Origin of the sequence: Synechococcus sp. A15-28 (assembly GCF_014280175.1) — a bacterium.
Taxonomy (GTDB): Bacteria; Cyanobacteriota; Cyanobacteriia; order PCC-6307; family Cyanobiaceae; genus Parasynechococcus.
The window spans coordinates 449,392-463,169 of the sequence record NZ_CP047931.1; the positions used below are offsets into that span (position 1 = coordinate 449,392).

At 66.1% G+C, this 13,778-nt stretch carries 15 protein-coding genes; 6 read left to right on the forward strand and 9 right to left on the reverse strand.

The window, feature by feature from the left end; genetic code table 11:
- Nucleotides 1-7: 7 nt before the first annotated feature.
- Genes SynA1528_RS02325 through SynA1528_RS02340 form a run of 4 tightly spaced genes read left to right on the forward strand, consistent with a single transcriptional unit; the run spans nt 8 to nt 1,969 of the window.
- On the forward strand, nt 8-337 hold the full coding sequence (locus tag SynA1528_RS02325) for a 2Fe-2S iron-sulfur cluster-binding protein (RefSeq protein ID WP_286187862.1): 330 nt from the start codon (nt 8-10) through the stop codon (nt 335-337).
- Nucleotides 334-519 carry a DUF8621 family protein gene (locus tag SynA1528_RS02330; protein WP_186587521.1) on the forward strand — a complete coding sequence of 62 codons (186 nt, stop codon included), beginning with the start codon at nt 334-336 and terminating at the stop codon, nt 517-519. The genes SynA1528_RS02325 and SynA1528_RS02330 overlap by 4 nt, the downstream gene beginning before the upstream one ends.
- Complete coding sequence (locus SynA1528_RS02335) at nt 516-1,562, forward strand: DUF3326 domain-containing protein (RefSeq protein ID WP_186587522.1); 1,047 nt, start codon at nt 516-518, stop codon at nt 1,560-1,562. The genes SynA1528_RS02330 and SynA1528_RS02335 overlap by 4 nt, the downstream gene beginning before the upstream one ends.
- Complete coding sequence (locus SynA1528_RS02340) at nt 1,562-1,969, forward strand: YchJ family protein (RefSeq protein WP_186587523.1); 408 nt, start codon at nt 1,562-1,564, stop codon at nt 1,967-1,969. The genes SynA1528_RS02335 and SynA1528_RS02340 overlap by 1 nt, the downstream gene beginning before the upstream one ends.
- On the opposite strand, the gene ald is transcribed toward SynA1528_RS02340, so the two are convergent.
- Genes ald through SynA1528_RS02365 form a run of 5 tightly spaced genes read right to left on the reverse strand, consistent with a single transcriptional unit; the run spans nt 1,966 to nt 7,708 of the window.
- A complete protein-coding gene (ald, locus tag SynA1528_RS02345; RefSeq protein ID WP_186587524.1) occupies nt 1,966-3,105 on the reverse strand; it encodes an alanine dehydrogenase in 1,140 nt (379 codons plus the stop codon). The two genes, SynA1528_RS02340 and ald, sit on opposite strands and share 4 nt — an antisense overlap.
- Before the next feature lie 58 nt (nt 3,106-3,163).
- Nucleotides 3,164-4,837 (reverse strand): NAD+ synthase, encoded by a 1,674-nt coding sequence (locus SynA1528_RS02350; protein WP_186587525.1) that lies wholly within the window; start codon nt 4,835-4,837, stop codon nt 3,164-3,166.
- Nucleotides 4,837-5,412, reverse strand: coding sequence for a nicotinate-nucleotide adenylyltransferase (locus SynA1528_RS02355; RefSeq protein ID WP_186587526.1), 576 nt, complete (start codon nt 5,410-5,412; stop codon nt 4,837-4,839). The genes SynA1528_RS02350 and SynA1528_RS02355 overlap by 1 nt, the downstream gene beginning before the upstream one ends.
- 5 nt (nt 5,413-5,417) lie before the next feature.
- Nucleotides 5,418-6,713: a GTP-binding protein gene (locus SynA1528_RS02360; protein WP_186588232.1), complete on the reverse strand. Its 1,296-nt coding sequence runs from the start codon at nt 6,711-6,713 to the stop codon at nt 5,418-5,420.
- Complete coding sequence (locus tag SynA1528_RS02365; protein ID WP_186587527.1) at nt 6,710-7,708, reverse strand: CNNM domain-containing protein; 999 nt, start codon at nt 7,706-7,708, stop codon at nt 6,710-6,712. The genes SynA1528_RS02360 and SynA1528_RS02365 overlap by 4 nt, the downstream gene beginning before the upstream one ends.
- 87 nt (nt 7,709-7,795) lie before the next feature.
- Between SynA1528_RS02365 and SynA1528_RS02370 the strand changes: the two genes are divergently transcribed.
- Complete coding sequence (locus tag SynA1528_RS02370) at nt 7,796-9,124, forward strand: aminopeptidase P N-terminal domain-containing protein (protein ID WP_186587528.1); 1,329 nt, start codon at nt 7,796-7,798, stop codon at nt 9,122-9,124.
- Here SynA1528_RS02370 and SynA1528_RS02375 read toward each other — a convergent pair.
- The gene (locus SynA1528_RS02375; RefSeq protein ID WP_286187863.1) at nt 9,121-10,278 is read right to left on the reverse strand and encodes a calcium:cation antiporter; all 1,158 of its coding nucleotides are present in this window, start codon (nt 10,276-10,278) and stop codon (nt 9,121-9,123) included. The genes SynA1528_RS02370 and SynA1528_RS02375 overlap by 4 nt on opposite strands.
- Complete coding sequence (locus SynA1528_RS02380; protein WP_286187864.1) at nt 10,275-10,973, reverse strand: TIGR01548 family HAD-type hydrolase; 699 nt, start codon at nt 10,971-10,973, stop codon at nt 10,275-10,277. Before SynA1528_RS02380 ends, SynA1528_RS02375 begins: the two co-directional genes overlap by 4 nt.
- 113 nt (nt 10,974-11,086) lie before the next feature.
- Here SynA1528_RS02380 and SynA1528_RS02385 point away from each other — a divergent pair, with 113 nt between their 5' ends.
- The gene (locus SynA1528_RS02385) at nt 11,087-11,626 is read left to right on the forward strand and encodes a 30S ribosomal protein PSRP-3 (RefSeq protein ID WP_186587529.1); all 540 of its coding nucleotides are present in this window, start codon (nt 11,087-11,089) and stop codon (nt 11,624-11,626) included.
- A gap of 116 nt (nt 11,627-11,742) precedes the next feature.
- On the opposite strand, the gene atpC is transcribed toward SynA1528_RS02385, so the two are convergent.
- Nucleotides 11,743-12,153, reverse strand: coding sequence for an ATP synthase F1 subunit epsilon (gene atpC / locus SynA1528_RS02390; RefSeq protein WP_186587530.1), 411 nt, complete (start codon nt 12,151-12,153; stop codon nt 11,743-11,745).
- A gap of 74 nt (nt 12,154-12,227) precedes the next feature.
- Nucleotides 12,228-13,691, reverse strand: a complete 1,464-nt coding sequence (gene atpD, locus SynA1528_RS02395; RefSeq protein ID WP_186587531.1) for a F0F1 ATP synthase subunit beta — start codon at nt 13,689-13,691, stop codon at nt 12,228-12,230.
- Nucleotides 13,692-13,778 lie beyond the last annotated feature (87 nt).

Consider the following 13,778-nt stretch of genomic DNA (forward strand, 5'->3'; position numbering starts at 1 on the left):
TCCCGGAATGTCCGAGGTGGCCACCTACACCGTCCACGCTGAGTTCGAGGGCACCACGCACAGTTTCAGCTGCCGTGAGGATCAAACCGTCCTGAATGCCGCAGAAGCAGCCGGCATCCCCCTGCCCAGCTCCTGCTGCTCCGGTGTCTGCACAACGTGTGCCGCTGTGGTCACGGAGGGACGTGTCGAGCAACCCGATGCAATGGGAGTGAAGGGGGAACTGCAGGAGCAGGGTTACAGCCTGCTGTGTGTGGCTTTTCCCCGGGCTGATTTGACCTTGAAGGCCGGCCAGGAAGACGCTCTCTATGAAGCCCAGTTCGGCCAATATCAGAAATGAGGCTGCGGCGTCTGGAACAGCAGTTGCCCTGGCCACAGACCATCCCCCCGCAGCAGTTGCGCCGTTGGGTGATGCAACAGTTGGCTCCGCAAGCTCCTCTTTTGCGTTGGGCCATTACAGCGGTGACAGTCGACTCCAGCGGTGATCGCTGTTTGCAGGTGGAAGCGGTCGTTGAAGGATGAACACCTCTCCGCTGCCCGTGCTGATGGTGGTGCCGACCGGGATCGGTTGCTCGATCGGAGGGTTTGCCGGTGATGCGCTTCCCAGCGCCCGCTTGCTGGCGGCCGCCAGTGGTTGTCTGATCACCCACCCCAATGTGATGAACGGGGCGGCGCTGTACTGGCGCGACCCCCGCATCCACTACGTGGAGGGATACGGGCTCGATCGCTTTGCTGTTGGCGACTGGGACCTCCGGCCGGTGCGGCGCCAGCGGATCGGCCTGCTGCTGGATGCCGGCATCGAAGCGGAATTGGCACAGCGACAGATTCAGGTGGCCGAAGCCTGCCGAGCCAGCCTTGGTCTGGAGATCGGTCCGGTGGTGACGACGGATCAACCCCTGGAGGTGCAGCTGGAGCAGGGCAGCAGTGGTTCTAGCTGGGGGCATCTGGGCCGTCCCGATGCCCTGCTCAGGGCTGGCGAGCGGCTCAGAACTGCTGGGGCCTCGGCCATCGCCGTGGTGGCCCGCTTCCCTGAAGACCCAGCCAGTGAAGAGCTGGCGGCCTACCGCGCCGGGAGCGGCGTTGATGCTTTGGCGGGCGCAGAGGCGGTGATCAGCCATCTGCTGGTGCGGCACCTGCAGATCCCCTGTGCCCACGCTCCCGCCCTGGCTCCACTGCCCTTGGACCCACAGCTGGATCCCCGGGCGGCCGGCGAGGAGTTGGGGTACACCTTCCTGGCCTGTGTGCTGGTGGGCCTCAGCCAGGCGCCGGATCTGCTGCCGGCCGGACAAGGTCCACTTCAGGCCGCTCAGTTGGGGGCAGTGGTGGCGCCGGAGGGCGCCCTCGGCGGAGAAGCCGTTCTGTCCTGCCTCGAGCGTGAGGTGCCGTTGATCACCGTGGCCAACCCCTCGGTTCTGGATGTGTCGGCTGAGGCCCTCGGTCTTGACCACGGCGTGCGGCAGGCGACCAGTTACGCCGAGGCCGCCGGCTGGCTGCTGGCGCTGCGGGAGGGAGTCGCGGCTGGTTCCTTGCAGCGGCCCCTGCCCCCGCTGGAGCGATTGACCTGATGCCCGGAGGCTTCGCCCTGGATCCAGGCCCCTGCCCCTGTGGAGGTGGTGAGTACAGCCGCTGTTGCGGGCCGTTCCACCGTGGGGAGCGGCGGGCGGAGACCGCCGAACAGTTGATGCGTTCCCGTTATTCCGCCTTCGCCAAAAGGGAGGTGGACTACCTGCGTCGCACCCATGGCCAGCCGGCGCCGCGCCGCGCCCTGCTCCAGGCCTGCCGTCAGACGACGTGGCTGGGCCTGACGATCCATGCCGTCGATGGGGGTGGTGGGGATGATCTGGAGGGAACCGTTCGCTTTGAGGCCCGGCACCAGCAGGGGGTGCTGGTGGAGACGTCGCTGTTTCAGCGCCGTGGTGGCTCTCTCGCTGGGGAGTGGCTTTACATCCGCGCCCTTGAGCTGAACGACTAACGCAGGCAGGCCATCGGATGCCGAGGCGGAACCCCAAGGGCCTTGGCGACCCCTGGATGGCAGACGGATCCCTGCACGGTGTTCAGGCCGGAGAGCAGTTCCGGCCGTTCAGTGACGGCTTCCTCGAGGCCTCTGCCCGCAATACCAAGGATGTACGGAAGCGTCACGCTCACCAGGGCCTCGGTGGAGGTGAAGGGCACGGCCCCGGGCATGTTGCCCACGGCGTAGTGCTGCACCCCATGGATGCAGACGGTGGGGTCGGTGTGGGTGGTTTCGCGGCTGGTGGCGATACAGCCCCCCTGGTCAATGGCCACATCGACGATCACCGAACCGGCTCGCATCTGCTGCACCATCCCCTCATCCACCAGGGTTGGAGCCCGGCCTCCCGGCGTGAGCACCGCGCCGATCACCAGATCCGCCGTGGGTACAAGCCGCTCCAGCAGGCCGCGGCTGCTCACCACGCTCATTAATCTCCCGCGCCGGTCGGCCTCCAGGCTGCGCAGGCGTTGGGGAGAGCGATCCAGCAGCAGCACTTCGGCATCCATGGCAGCCGCCGTGCGGGCGGCATTCCAGCCCACGGTGCCGGCCCCCAACACGACCACTCGTGCCGGTTGCACCCCGGTGCAGCCCCCCATCAACACCCCACGACCTCCGTGGGGTTTCTCCAGCAGGTGTGCCCCCACCTGGGCTGCCAGCCGCCCGGCGATTTCGCTCATCGGCGCCAGCAGAGGCAGGCTGCCGTTCTCGAGTTGCACGGTCTCGTAGGCGATGGATGCGGTGCCGGCGTTCAGCAGGGCCTCCCCCACCTCGGGATAAGCGGCCAGGTGCAGATAGGTGAACAGCACCATGTCGTTGCGCAGGAAGCCGAATTCCTCCGCCTGCGGCTCCTTCACCTTCACCACCAGATGGGCGCCCCAGGCCTCCTCACGGCTCACCAGCTGGGCCCCAGCTGTGGCGAAGGCTTCATCGCCGATGCCCGCTCCCGCCCCGGCCCCGGCTTCCACACGGACCTCCAGGCCCTGGCTCACCAGTTCCCGCACCGCATCCGGGGTGAGGGCCACCCGCTGCTCGTCGACCTTGATCTCCTTGGGCACGCCGATGCTGGCCATCGGGGCCGTCAGGACGGAGGCTGCCATGGGGGCGACTGGAGATCCCTTCAATCTGGCCCGATCCGCGCCGCTCCGCCAGCCGGCGTCAGCTGGCCGCGATCGGCAACCGCCAGCCGCTGCCGAAGGCCTGGGAACTGATCTTCAGCAGCGGTGCTGCCTGGCGGCGTTTGAATTCCGCCCGGCGCAGCAGTTGCTGCACCCGAGCCACCAGAGCGCTGTCATGGCCGGCGGCCACCAGGGTCTCCGCGGGGGTTCGCTCCTGGATCAGAGCCCGCAGCAATGGATCCAACTGTCCGTAGTCCGGCAGCGAATCGCTGTCCTTCTGATCCGGCCGCAGTTCGGCACTGGGCGGTTTGGTGCGAATCGCCGCTCCCACCACCTCACCCTCAGCCGGCAGCCCCAGGTCGCGTCGGCAGGAGGCTGCTTCTGGGCTGTCGATCCAGTCGCACAACCGGAAGACCGTCGTTTTGTAGAGGTCGCCGATAACGGCCAGTCCGCCGTTCATGTCTCCATAGAGGGTGCAGTACCCCACCGCCAGTTCGGATTTGTTGCCGGTGGTCAGCAGCAGCTGCCCCTGCTGGTTGGCCACAGCCATCAGCAAGGTGCCGCGGATGCGCGATTGTAGGTTTTCGGCGGTGACACCCTCGGGTCCCTGCGTCAGGGCCGGCCGCAGACCGGCATCGAATCCCTCCATCAGGTCGCCGATCGGCAGGGTGTGGTGGGTGAGCTTCAGGCGCTGGGCCAGGGCCGTGGCGTCATCGATCGAGCCGGCGGAACTCCAGGGGGATGGCATCAACAGGGTGGAGATGTTCTCCGGCCCCAGCGCCGCCGCAGCGATCACGGCCACCAGGGCGGAATCGATGCCACCGCTCAAGCCCAAAAGCGCTTTCCCAAAGCCGCACTTGCGGGCGTAGTCCCGCACCCCCAGCACCAGGGTCCGCAGCAGCAGTTCCTCATCCACCGGGGCTGTACCGGCTGAGATGGCTGGCGTTGCGCTGTCCCACATCTGCACAGCCTCCTGGCAGGGAGGCAGCTCCAGCAGGGCGTCGCCGTTGGAAGCGACCACGAAGCTGCTGCCATCGAACACCAGCTCGTCGTTGCCGCCGACCTGGTTGAGATACACCACCGGGCAGTTCAGGCGCCGGGCTGCCTGAGTCGCCAGCCGCCGGCGCAGCCCTGGTTTGCCGATCTCACAGGGGGAGGCCGCCAGGTTGATCAGCACATCGGGCTTCGCCTCCACCAGGGCCGCGATCGGGTCCGGTCCCGCCAGCCGCTCCCGTTGCAGCGCGTCCTCCACCCAGAGGTCTTCGCAGACGGTGAGCCCCAGCCGTTCACCCCCCGCCAGGGTCAGCAGGCAGGGGCCTTCGCCGGGGCGGAAGTAACGCCGTTCATCGAAGACGTCGTAACTGGGCAGCAGCTGCTTTCGGGCCACACCGCGCCATCCCCGCTGGTCCACCAGGGCGATGCCGTTGTGAAGGCACGGGGCACGACCGTCCTCGCAGGGGAGGGCCACCCCCACCAGCAGGGGGCAACGTCCATCGAGCTGGCTGACCAGCCAATCGAGCACGGTGTTCTGCAAGTCCAGCCGCGCTGGTTGCAGCAACAGATCACGGGGGGGATAGCCCCAGAGAGAAAGTTCCGGGGTCAGCAGCAGCGTTGCCCCCTCCGCGCTCGCGGTATGGGCGGCCGCCAGGATCCTCTCGGCGTTGCCCCGCAGGTCGCCCACCACAGGATTCAGCTGGGCCAGGGCCAGGCGCATCAGCGGAGGCTGGGGGACAGTCCGTACAGATTGTGCTGCAGCAGCAGCATCCACACCGGCGCGGGGATCTGCTGTTGCTGCGGCGACCGTCGCAGGGCGGAGCTGGCGCTGGCGGGCACCTGTAGCTCGAGCAGGTCGATGCGGGCACCCAACTGCTTCAGATCCTCCAGGGCCTGCTCGCTGAGAGGCCAGCCCTGGCGCGGAGCGATCGCCAGCCGGCAGCGCTTCAACCACTGGGCGGACGACTTCCAGGTCGGGATCAGTGCCGCCAGGTCGCTGCCCACCACAAACACCAGCTCCGCCTCGGGCCAACGGTTGCTGGCCTGCTCGATCGTGCGGATGGTGAAGGGATGGCTGAGGGTCTGGTCCTGCTGCAGCCGCGGATCATTGATCTCTTCCACCAGGGCCTGCAGCAGCTGGGCTCGGAGTGCCAGGGGGGCACCGTGCTGTTTCTGGGGGTTGTCGCTGGCCCAGGTGGCCACGTGGGGATAGAGCCCGAGCAGGCCTTCCAGCAGGGCCTGGTGGCCGCAGGTGGGGGGGTCGGCGCTGGTGCCCAGCAAGGCGATCTGCTGCATGACGATCAGGGCAGCAGCGGTTGCCAGTCGGGTTGGCGCCGCCCCTGCCAGCGCTGCATCCAATGGCGGACCACCGGATCCCGCTGTTCCAGCCGCTGCATCAGGGCGCCGGGCTGGCCCCCGCGTACCTGGAGAAGCTGGCGGGCCACCAGGGCCCCGGTGCGGCGGCTGGCGTGTACCGCCAGAGCGGCCTGGGCCACAGCGACGGGCGCGGCCGGCGCCAGGCTGGCCCCGCCACTCACCGGCACCAGCAGCAGCAACAGTTGCTTCAGCAGCCCCAGCCCCAGCTGCACGCCCCCCAGCAGGGCGTTCTGGCCGGAAAGTTGTTGGAGAAGTTGCCGCGTGGCGGATGGCGTGAGCGGCATGCCGTAGAGCTGGCAGAGCTGCAGCACCAAGCCGGTGTCGCAGGCCAGACCACCCGCCAGATCGAGGGCCATCAGCGGGTTCATCGCCACGGCGGTGGCTTTGGTGGCGGCATAGCGTCCGATCAGGCCCTGGGCGCTGCGGCGGTGCTGCTGCAGCCGCAGCTGCTGACGTTGCTGCTGGAAGCGATCGGCCTGGCGCAGGCTCTGCAGGGCCAGCACCAGTTCACCCTCCCGATCGAGCTGGTCGGTCAGCTGGTGTTTCAGGGGGCTGACCTGGACGGGGGCAGGGGCGCTCCGCACCCTGCCGTCGGCATCGAGCACCGGCCGGCGGGGGGCGGCCGCCACGGCGGTGAGGGGAAGATCCCTGGGCAGGCGTGAGCGGATGCTGGACAACAGTTGCGGCAGCTCGTGTTCGGGCCAGCGGTCGCTGCGGTTGAGCACCAGCCGCACGGGTTTGCCGCTGGCCTGGAGGGTCTCCAGGGCATCACGGTCGCAACGGGTCAGGTCGCTGTCGATCACCAGCAGCACGAGATCCACCCCCATGGCCACCCGGGTCGCCAGGCGGGTGCGGCCGGCGGCATCGATCTCATCGATGCCGGGGGTGTCGATCAGCTCCACCCGCTGCAGACCGTTCAGCCGCAAGGGCCAGGCCACGGCCTGCTGGCGGCGGGTACTGCCGTGGGCCACATCGGTCTCCAGCAGGCGCTGGCCCACCAGGGCATTGATCAGGCTCGACTTGCCGACCCCCACCCGACCGAAGACGGCAATCCGGATCACCTTCTGGTCGAGCCGCTGCAGCTGACGGTCCAGCAGGGTCAGTTCCCCGCGCAGCAAGCCCTGTTCCCGGCGGTTGAGCTGCAGCTCCCGCCGCCAGCTCTGCAGCAGCTGCCGGCAGCGTTCGGTGGTGGCAGGGGGTGACGGAGCCATGGCCTTCATGCTGCCGGCTTGCGCCACCAGCCCGCTAGCACCGCCAGCACGGCTTCCGCGCCGATCACGCCGACGAAGCCGCCGAATTCGTCCACCACCACCCGCACGCCGCTGCTGTCGCGCCGGAAGCCTGTGAGCAGGCGATCGGCCCGGATCATTTCCGGCACGTAGTCCACTGGCTCGCACAGATCCACCGGTGTCAGCAGCCCCCGGTTCTCCAGCAGCGCCGTCAGCAGCCGTTCGCGGTTGGCCACCCCCAGCACCTTGTCCACCTGGTCCCCCAGCACCACCCACCAGGGGGCGTTGTTGCCGAGCAGCAGCGACCGCTGGGCCTCGAGGCTGAGGCTTCCATCCAGGGTTGGGGCGGACACCCGCGGTGTCATCAGATCCCTGGCGGTGAGGTCGTTCAGCTGGAACACCTTGCCGATCATCGCGGCCTCATCCGCTTCGATTTCCCCTTTCTGGGACCCCAGCCGAGCCAGCAGTCGGATCTCCTCTTCGTTGGTGGTGATCTCCGATTCGGCTGTGATCGCTGGCAGCAGCCGTTCCAGCAGCAACACCAATGGACTGAGCAGCAGTCCCAGCCAATGCAGCAGCGGTGCAGCGGCCAGGGAGACGGGCAGGGCCAGGCGGCTGCCGAGGGCTTTGGGCAGGATCTCCCCCAGCAACATCACCAGCACGGTGAGCCCGATGGAAAACAGCGGCAGGGCTACTCCACCGATGCCCCGCTGCTCGAACAACCAGGCGGCGTAGCCCCCCAGCATCAGGCTGCCGAAGATGTTGAAGCCGTTGTTGGCGATCACCAGCACCGACAGAGTGCGGCCCAGCCGCTGGCGCAGTTTCGCCAGCCGGCGGGAGCCGGCCACCGGACGGCTGCGGGCCGCCAGTTCATGCACCCGGATCGGGTTCACTGTGAGCAGGGCCGCTTCCACTCCGGAGCACAGGGCCGACCCCAGCAGCACCACCAGCACCAACAGCAGCAGCACCAGCAGGTCGGATCGCATCTGAGTCCGGCGTGAACGCCATCGTATCGACGCTTCCCGGTTGTACCAGCCGAGCTGCCATCCTGATCAGCTGAGCCTCACTCCGGCGTGCACGACTTCGACCCCAGCATCCACGCCAGCCGGCGGCAGCGCTTCCTCGATCAGCTCGGTGCGGCCGCTGCCGTGATCCCGGCGGCGCCACTGGCCACCCACCACGCGGACTGCGAGTGGCCGTTCCGCCAGGACAGCGATTTCTTCTACCTCACCGGTTTCGATGAACCGGATGCGGTGGCCCTGCTGCTGCCCCATCGACCGGAAGGCGAGCGCTTTGTTTTGTTCGTCCACCCCAAGGATCCGGCGGCGGAGGTGTGGACAGGCTTCCGCTGGGGGACCGAAGGGGCTGTCGAGCGCTACGGGGCCGACATCGCTCTGCCACTGGATCAGCTCAGTGCCCGGTTGCCGGAGTTTCTCGATGGGGCTGAAGCCATTGCCTTTCGGGTGGGCCGTCATCCGGCGGTGGAGCCTCTGGTGCTCTCGGCCTGGGGCAGACAGCTGGACAGTTATGCCCGCTCCGGTATTGCAGCCCTCGGTCTGGTGGCGCCGACGCCGATCCTGCATCGCCTGCGACTGCGCAAGGAGCCCCATGAACTGGAGCGGATGCGGGAGGCCTGCCGCATCTCCGCTGAAGCCCACGAACGGGCCCGCGCGATGACCCGACCGGGGATGCATGAAGCGGAGGTGCAGGCTGCGATTGAGGCCCATTTCCGTGCCGCCGGCGCCCGCGGACCTGCCTACGGTTCGATCGTGGCCGGTGGGGACAATGCCTGCGTTCTCCACTACACCGCCAACACCGCGGTTTTGCAGGACGGTGATCTGCTGCTGATCGATGCCGGATGCTCGATCGCCGACTACTACAACGGCGACATCACCCGTACCTTCCCGATCAATGGGCGCTTCAGCGCCGAGCAGCGCGACCTCTACAGCCTGGTGCTGAAGTCTCAGGAGGCGGCCATCGCCGTTGTTGAGCCGGGCGGAACTGCGGAACACGTCCATGCCACGGCCTTGCGGGTGCTGGTGGAAGGTCTGGTGGAGCTGGGCCTGCTGATCGGAGATGTGGACGGAATCATTCAGCGGGGTGATTACCGCCATCTCTACATGCACCGCACCGGCCACTGGCTGGGGCTGGATGTGCACGATGTGGGGGCCTATCGCCTCGGGGAACAGCCCGCTGAGCTGGAGGCCGGCATGGTGCTCACCGTGGAGCCTGGTCTTTATGTCAGTGACCGCCTGACCGTTCCGGAAGGCCAGCCGGAGATCGAGGAGCGCTGGAAGGGCATCGGCATCCGGATCGAGGACGACGTAGCCGTCACCGGCGCTGGCCATGAGGTGCTCACGGCCGCGGCGCAGAAGAGCCTTGCTGCCATGGAGCGGGCCTAGGCCACCTGCAGCAGGATCCAGAACAGAAAGATCACCAGCTTCATCAGGCCTTCGATGCCGGTGAGGCGGGCGTGGGGATAGCTGAGGATCAAGGTGAGGGCCAGCAGCACCATCTCGAAGGGTTCCAGCCCCAGGATCACGTCCGTGTTGGTGATCACCCCCAGCACCAGCACCGCCGGCACCGTGAGGCTCACCGTGGCCACCACGGAGCCGTAGAGGGTGTTGATCGAGCGCTGCACTTCCCCCTGGGAGGCGGCCTGTACGGCATTGAGTGCCTCTGGCGCCAGGATCAGGATCGCCACCAGCACACCGGCCAGGGAACTGGGCAGTCCCAGATCGGTGATGCCGGTTTCAATCAGCTGGCCCATCGATTCGGCGATCAGGCACACCACCAGCAGACCCACCACGAGAAGCGTGGCTGCCTTCCACAACGTCAGACCCTGCTCATCGGCCTCCTGGTCCCCATCGTCGTGGATCACGAGGCTTTCGCGCTCGGTGTAAAGGTTGCTGTAGCGCCCCATCTGGGCCGTGAGGAACACGGCGTAGACCCCCAGGGCCACCACCGACAACACCACATTCACCGGTGTGCTGAAGTTCGCTTCGGTGGTGGTGCGGCTGAAATTGGGAATCACCAGGGCCAGCACGCACATCGTGCTGATCAGATCGAAATAGGTGAGGGCGCCCAGCAGGTTGGGACCCACCATCAAGCTGGTGTCGACTTTGCCGTTGTCGCAGAGGGCCCCGCGGCGGACGGCGGCCACCACGTTGCAAAGACCCGTGACTCCGGTGAGGGCGATCATCACCACGGAGAACATGGAATCCCGGGCCAGGGTCGGGTTGCTTTCGCCGGTGAGCATCGTGCTGGCGACCAACGCCAGTTCGATGGTCATCACAGCCGCCGTCAGCACCAGAGTTCCGTAAGGCTGTCCGATCAGTTCGGCCACCCGATCGGCCTGATTCGCCACGCTGCGGGACAGCAGCAGCACCACGCTGCTGAGCATGATCAGCCCGCTGATCACGATCGCCGTGGGTTGCAGGATCAACCAGCCCATGACGTCGCTGAACTCGATCGAGGCCAGGGCGGCAAGGCCCACCAGGATCGGCAGCAGCAGCGAGATCAAGCCCCCGGTGCGTTGCGCGGCTGCATCGGTCATGGCGTTGGTTCGTCCAGAAGCATCGGGAGCATGTCCCAGGTTGCTCCCACAATGCGATCAGCCCCGGCGTCCTGCAGCTGCCGGTGATACGCCGATACATCGGTGATGTGCGGCGGGGCCACGGCAAAGCTGCGCCAGGGGAGCTCCGGTCGCCGCTCGCGGGCCTTGAGCACCGTGTGCACGTCGGCCACCGTGTCGCCGATGTAGGCGATCCAGCGGGGAACCTCGCCCGCACTCAATTGTTCAGCCAAGCGAATCAGGCCGGTGGGATCCGGCTTGTCCGGTGCATCGCCCATGGCGATCAGGGGGGGATCCTTCAGGCCAAGCCGTTGCTGCAGCACGTAGCGGGCGGAGGGGGGTTCGGCCCCGCTCACAAAGCCCCAACGAATCTGGTGCCGGGTGAGCTGCTCGAAGAAGGCTCGGTCTACCAGCAGCGGTTCGTCGCCGATGAAGCCTTGCCACTCAGCGGCATCGCCCTCGGGATCACCGCCGAAGTAGAAGCCGCTGAACACGTCGATCAGGGCATTCCGGCTTGGAACGTCGGTTCCATGGCGACGAAGCAGTTCCAGGCTGGCGTCCCAGTCGTTGTTCCAGGTGCCTTCAGCTTTGAGGGCATCGATGTCCGTCGCCGATGGGCGCCAGCCGCTGTAGTGCTCCACCGTGACCTGAAGGGCGCGTCGGTAGCTGCCGGCCACATCACGGATGACACCGTCGATGTCGAACAGCAGGATCGCGGGAGAACTCAGGGGTTTGGTTTTGAGCGGCTGGTAGGTTAGTCGTTTGAAATTCTGTCTTGAGCGCTGACACCATGACGGTCACCGAAGGCGCTGCCACCACCGACCAGGAGGTCGCGACTCCGGCCGCCGACGCGGTTGAAGGCGCCACCCAGGCTGCGGCAGCTGAATCCACCGAATCTCCTGAATCCACTGAAAAGCCTGCTGCCACAGAGGGCGAAGGCCGTCCCGTCCTTCGCGGCGCTGCAGCCGCCCTGGCTTCCGCCACTATCGATGCCGATGGTGTTCCCTCCGGCTACACCCCCAAGGCCGATGAAGGCCGCTTCCTGCTGAAGATTCTCTGGCTGCCGGACAACGTGGCCCTGGCGGTGGACCAGATCGTGGGTGGCGGCCCCAGCCCCCTCACCTCCTATTTCTTCTGGCCCCGGGAAGATGCCTGGGAAACACTGAAGACCGAACTGGAAGGCAAGAGCTGGATCACCGACAACGAGCGGGTTGATGTGCTCAACCAGGCCACCGAGGTCATCAACTACTGGCAGGAAGAGGGCAAAGGCAAGAGCCTCGATGAAGCGAAGGCCAAGTTCCCCGAGGTCACCTTCTGCGGTACCGCCTGATTCAAACGGTTTGTTTTTGAGTGATGAAGAACCCCGCCGCAAGGTGGGGCTTTTTTATCTCATAAAAAAGCCGGGACTCATCCCGGCTGATTGATCAGATTGTTTGGCGGATGTGCTCAATCTGCAGACTTGCTGGCCTGCATGCGAGCGCGCGCTTCATTCAGCTGTTGCTGAGCTTTGACCTTTTCAGGGGAAGCCGGCTGACCTTCCATGCCATCCACCACGGTGGACGCTTTCTGGAAGTCGGCTTCAGCTGCACTGCCGTCGATGGTGCTGCCCAGTTCGGCTTTGTTCACCAACACGGTGACTTCATCAGCATCCACTTCCGCAAAGCCTCCCATGAGCGCGATGGAGTTCCAGCCGCCGTTGGAGCGAACACGGAGAACCCCAACGTCAATGGCGGTGAGGAGGGAAATATGGCCAGGCAGGATGCCGAGCTGACCGGTGGTGCTGGGCAGGATCACCTCATCGGCGCTGCCATCAAAGACGTTCTGGTCAGGTGCCAGCACGCGGAGGGTGAGGGACATGAACCTTGGTTCGGAGGGAGAAAGGGACGTCGGACAACAAGTGAATGGGGGTGTGCATCACACCCCCATCAGGATCACTTGGTTTCAGCAGCGATCTTCTCAGCCTTGGCCTTGGCTTCCTCAATGCTGCCCACCAGGTAGAAGGCAGCCTCAGGCAGGTGGTCCAGCTCACCGGCGAGGATCTGGTTGAAACCGGCGATGGTCTCTTCCAGCTTCACGTACTTGCCAGGCATGCCGGTGAAGATTTCAGCCACGAAGAAGGGCTGGGAGAGGAACTTCTCCACCTTGCGGGCACGGTCCACGGTCTGACGGTCGTCTTCGGAGAGTTCGTCGAGACCCAGAATCGCGATGATGTCCTGCAGTTCCTTGTAGCGCTGCAGGGTGGACTGCACGGTACGGGCGGTGCGGTAGTGCTCATCGCCCACAACGGCGGGCTGAAGCATGGTGCTGGTGGAGTCCAGGGGATCCACAGCCGGATAGATGCCCTTGGAGGCCAGGGCACGGTTCAGCACCGTGGTGGCATCCAGGTGAGCAAACGTGGTGGCGGGTGCGGGGTCGGTCAGGTCGTCCGCAGGCACGTAAACGGCTTGGATCGAGGTGATCGAACCTTCCACGGTGGAAGCAACACGCTCCTGCAGGGCGCCCACGTCGGTACCCAGGGTGGGCTGGTAGCCCACAGCGGAAGGCATGCGGCCCAGCAGTGCGGACACCTCGGAACCGGCCTGCACGAAGCGGAAAATGTTGTCCACGAACAGCAGCACGTCCTGCTTGTTCACGTCGCGGAAGTGCTCGGCCATGGTCAGAGCGGAGAGACCCACGCGCATGCGGGCGCCTGGGGGCTCGTTCATCTGGCCGTAGCAGAGAGCCACCTTCGACTTGGAGAGGTCGTCGGCGTTGATCACGCCGGACTCCTTGAATTCCTCGTAAAGGTCGTTGCCCTCACGGGTGCGCTCACCCACACCACCGAACACGGAGACGCCGCCGTGCTCCTTAGCGATGTTGTTGATCAGCTCCTGAATCAGCACGGTCTTGCCAACGCCGGCGCCGCCGAACAGGCCGACCTTGCCGCCCTGACGGTAGGGAGCAAGGAGGTCGATCACCTTGATGCCGGTCTCGAACACCTTCGGCTTGGTCTCAAGCTCGGTGAGGTTGGGGGCTTCGCGGTGGATGGGAGCAGTGGCCGAAGCATTCACAGGACCCTGCTCGTCAACGGGCTCGCCGAGCACGTTGAAGATGCGGCCGAGGGTGGCTTCACCGACGGGGACGGAGATTGGAGCGCCGGTATCGACGATTTCCATGCCACGCACCAGGCCATCGGTGCCGCTCATGGCGACGGCGCGGACACGGTGGTCGCCCAGCAGCTGCTGCACCTCGGCCGTCAGAGCGACGTCCTGGCCAGCGGTGTTCTTCGTCTCGACGCGAAGGGCGTTGTAGATCTTGGGCAGTTTCCCTGCGGGAAATTCCACGTCCACAACCGGGCCGATCACCTGGCGGATCACGCCCTTGGTGCCAGCGGATGCAGGAGCAGAAGCGACCATAAGAAGGAGAGATGCGGGAACAGGCGCAGCGCGCTCGGGCCCATTCAGAGCGGCGCAACCTTACCACTGCTGAGCCTGCACTCCTCC

Coding starts and splice junctions, on each gene's coding strand:
- atpD (WP_186587531.1), bottom strand. CDS start 13,691: ATGGTCGCTTCTGCTCCTGCATCCGCTGGCACCAAGGGCGTGATCCGC.
- SynA1528_RS02375 (WP_286187863.1), bottom strand. CDS start 10,278: ATGACCGATGCAGCCGCGCAACGCACCGGGGGCTTGATCTCGCTGCTG.
- SynA1528_RS02330 (WP_186587521.1), top strand. CDS start 334: ATGAGGCTGCGGCGTCTGGAACAGCAGTTGCCCTGGCCACAGACCATC.
- atpC (WP_186587530.1), bottom strand. CDS start 12,153: ATGTCCCTCACCCTCCGCGTGCTGGCACCTGACCAGAACGTCTTTGAT.
- SynA1528_RS02350 (WP_186587525.1), bottom strand. CDS start 4,837: ATGCGCCTGGCCCTGGCCCAGCTGAATCCTGTGGTGGGCGACCTGCGG.
- SynA1528_RS02325 (WP_286187862.1), top strand. CDS start 8: ATGTCCGAGGTGGCCACCTACACCGTCCACGCTGAGTTCGAGGGCACC.
- SynA1528_RS02365 (WP_186587527.1), bottom strand. CDS start 7,708: ATGCGATCCGACCTGCTGGTGCTGCTGCTGTTGGTGCTGGTGGTGCTG.
- ald (WP_186587524.1), bottom strand. CDS start 3,105: ATGGCAGCCTCCGTCCTGACGGCCCCGATGGCCAGCATCGGCGTGCCC.
- SynA1528_RS02385 (WP_186587529.1), top strand. CDS start 11,087: ATGACGGTCACCGAAGGCGCTGCCACCACCGACCAGGAGGTCGCGACT.
- SynA1528_RS02355 (WP_186587526.1), bottom strand. CDS start 5,412: ATGCAGCAGATCGCCTTGCTGGGCACCAGCGCCGACCCCCCCACCTGC.
- SynA1528_RS02360 (WP_186588232.1), bottom strand. CDS start 6,713: ATGAAGGCCATGGCTCCGTCACCCCCTGCCACCACCGAACGCTGCCGG.
- SynA1528_RS02335 (WP_186587522.1), top strand. CDS start 516: ATGAACACCTCTCCGCTGCCCGTGCTGATGGTGGTGCCGACCGGGATC.
- SynA1528_RS02340 (WP_186587523.1), top strand. CDS start 1,562: ATGCCCGGAGGCTTCGCCCTGGATCCAGGCCCCTGCCCCTGTGGAGGT.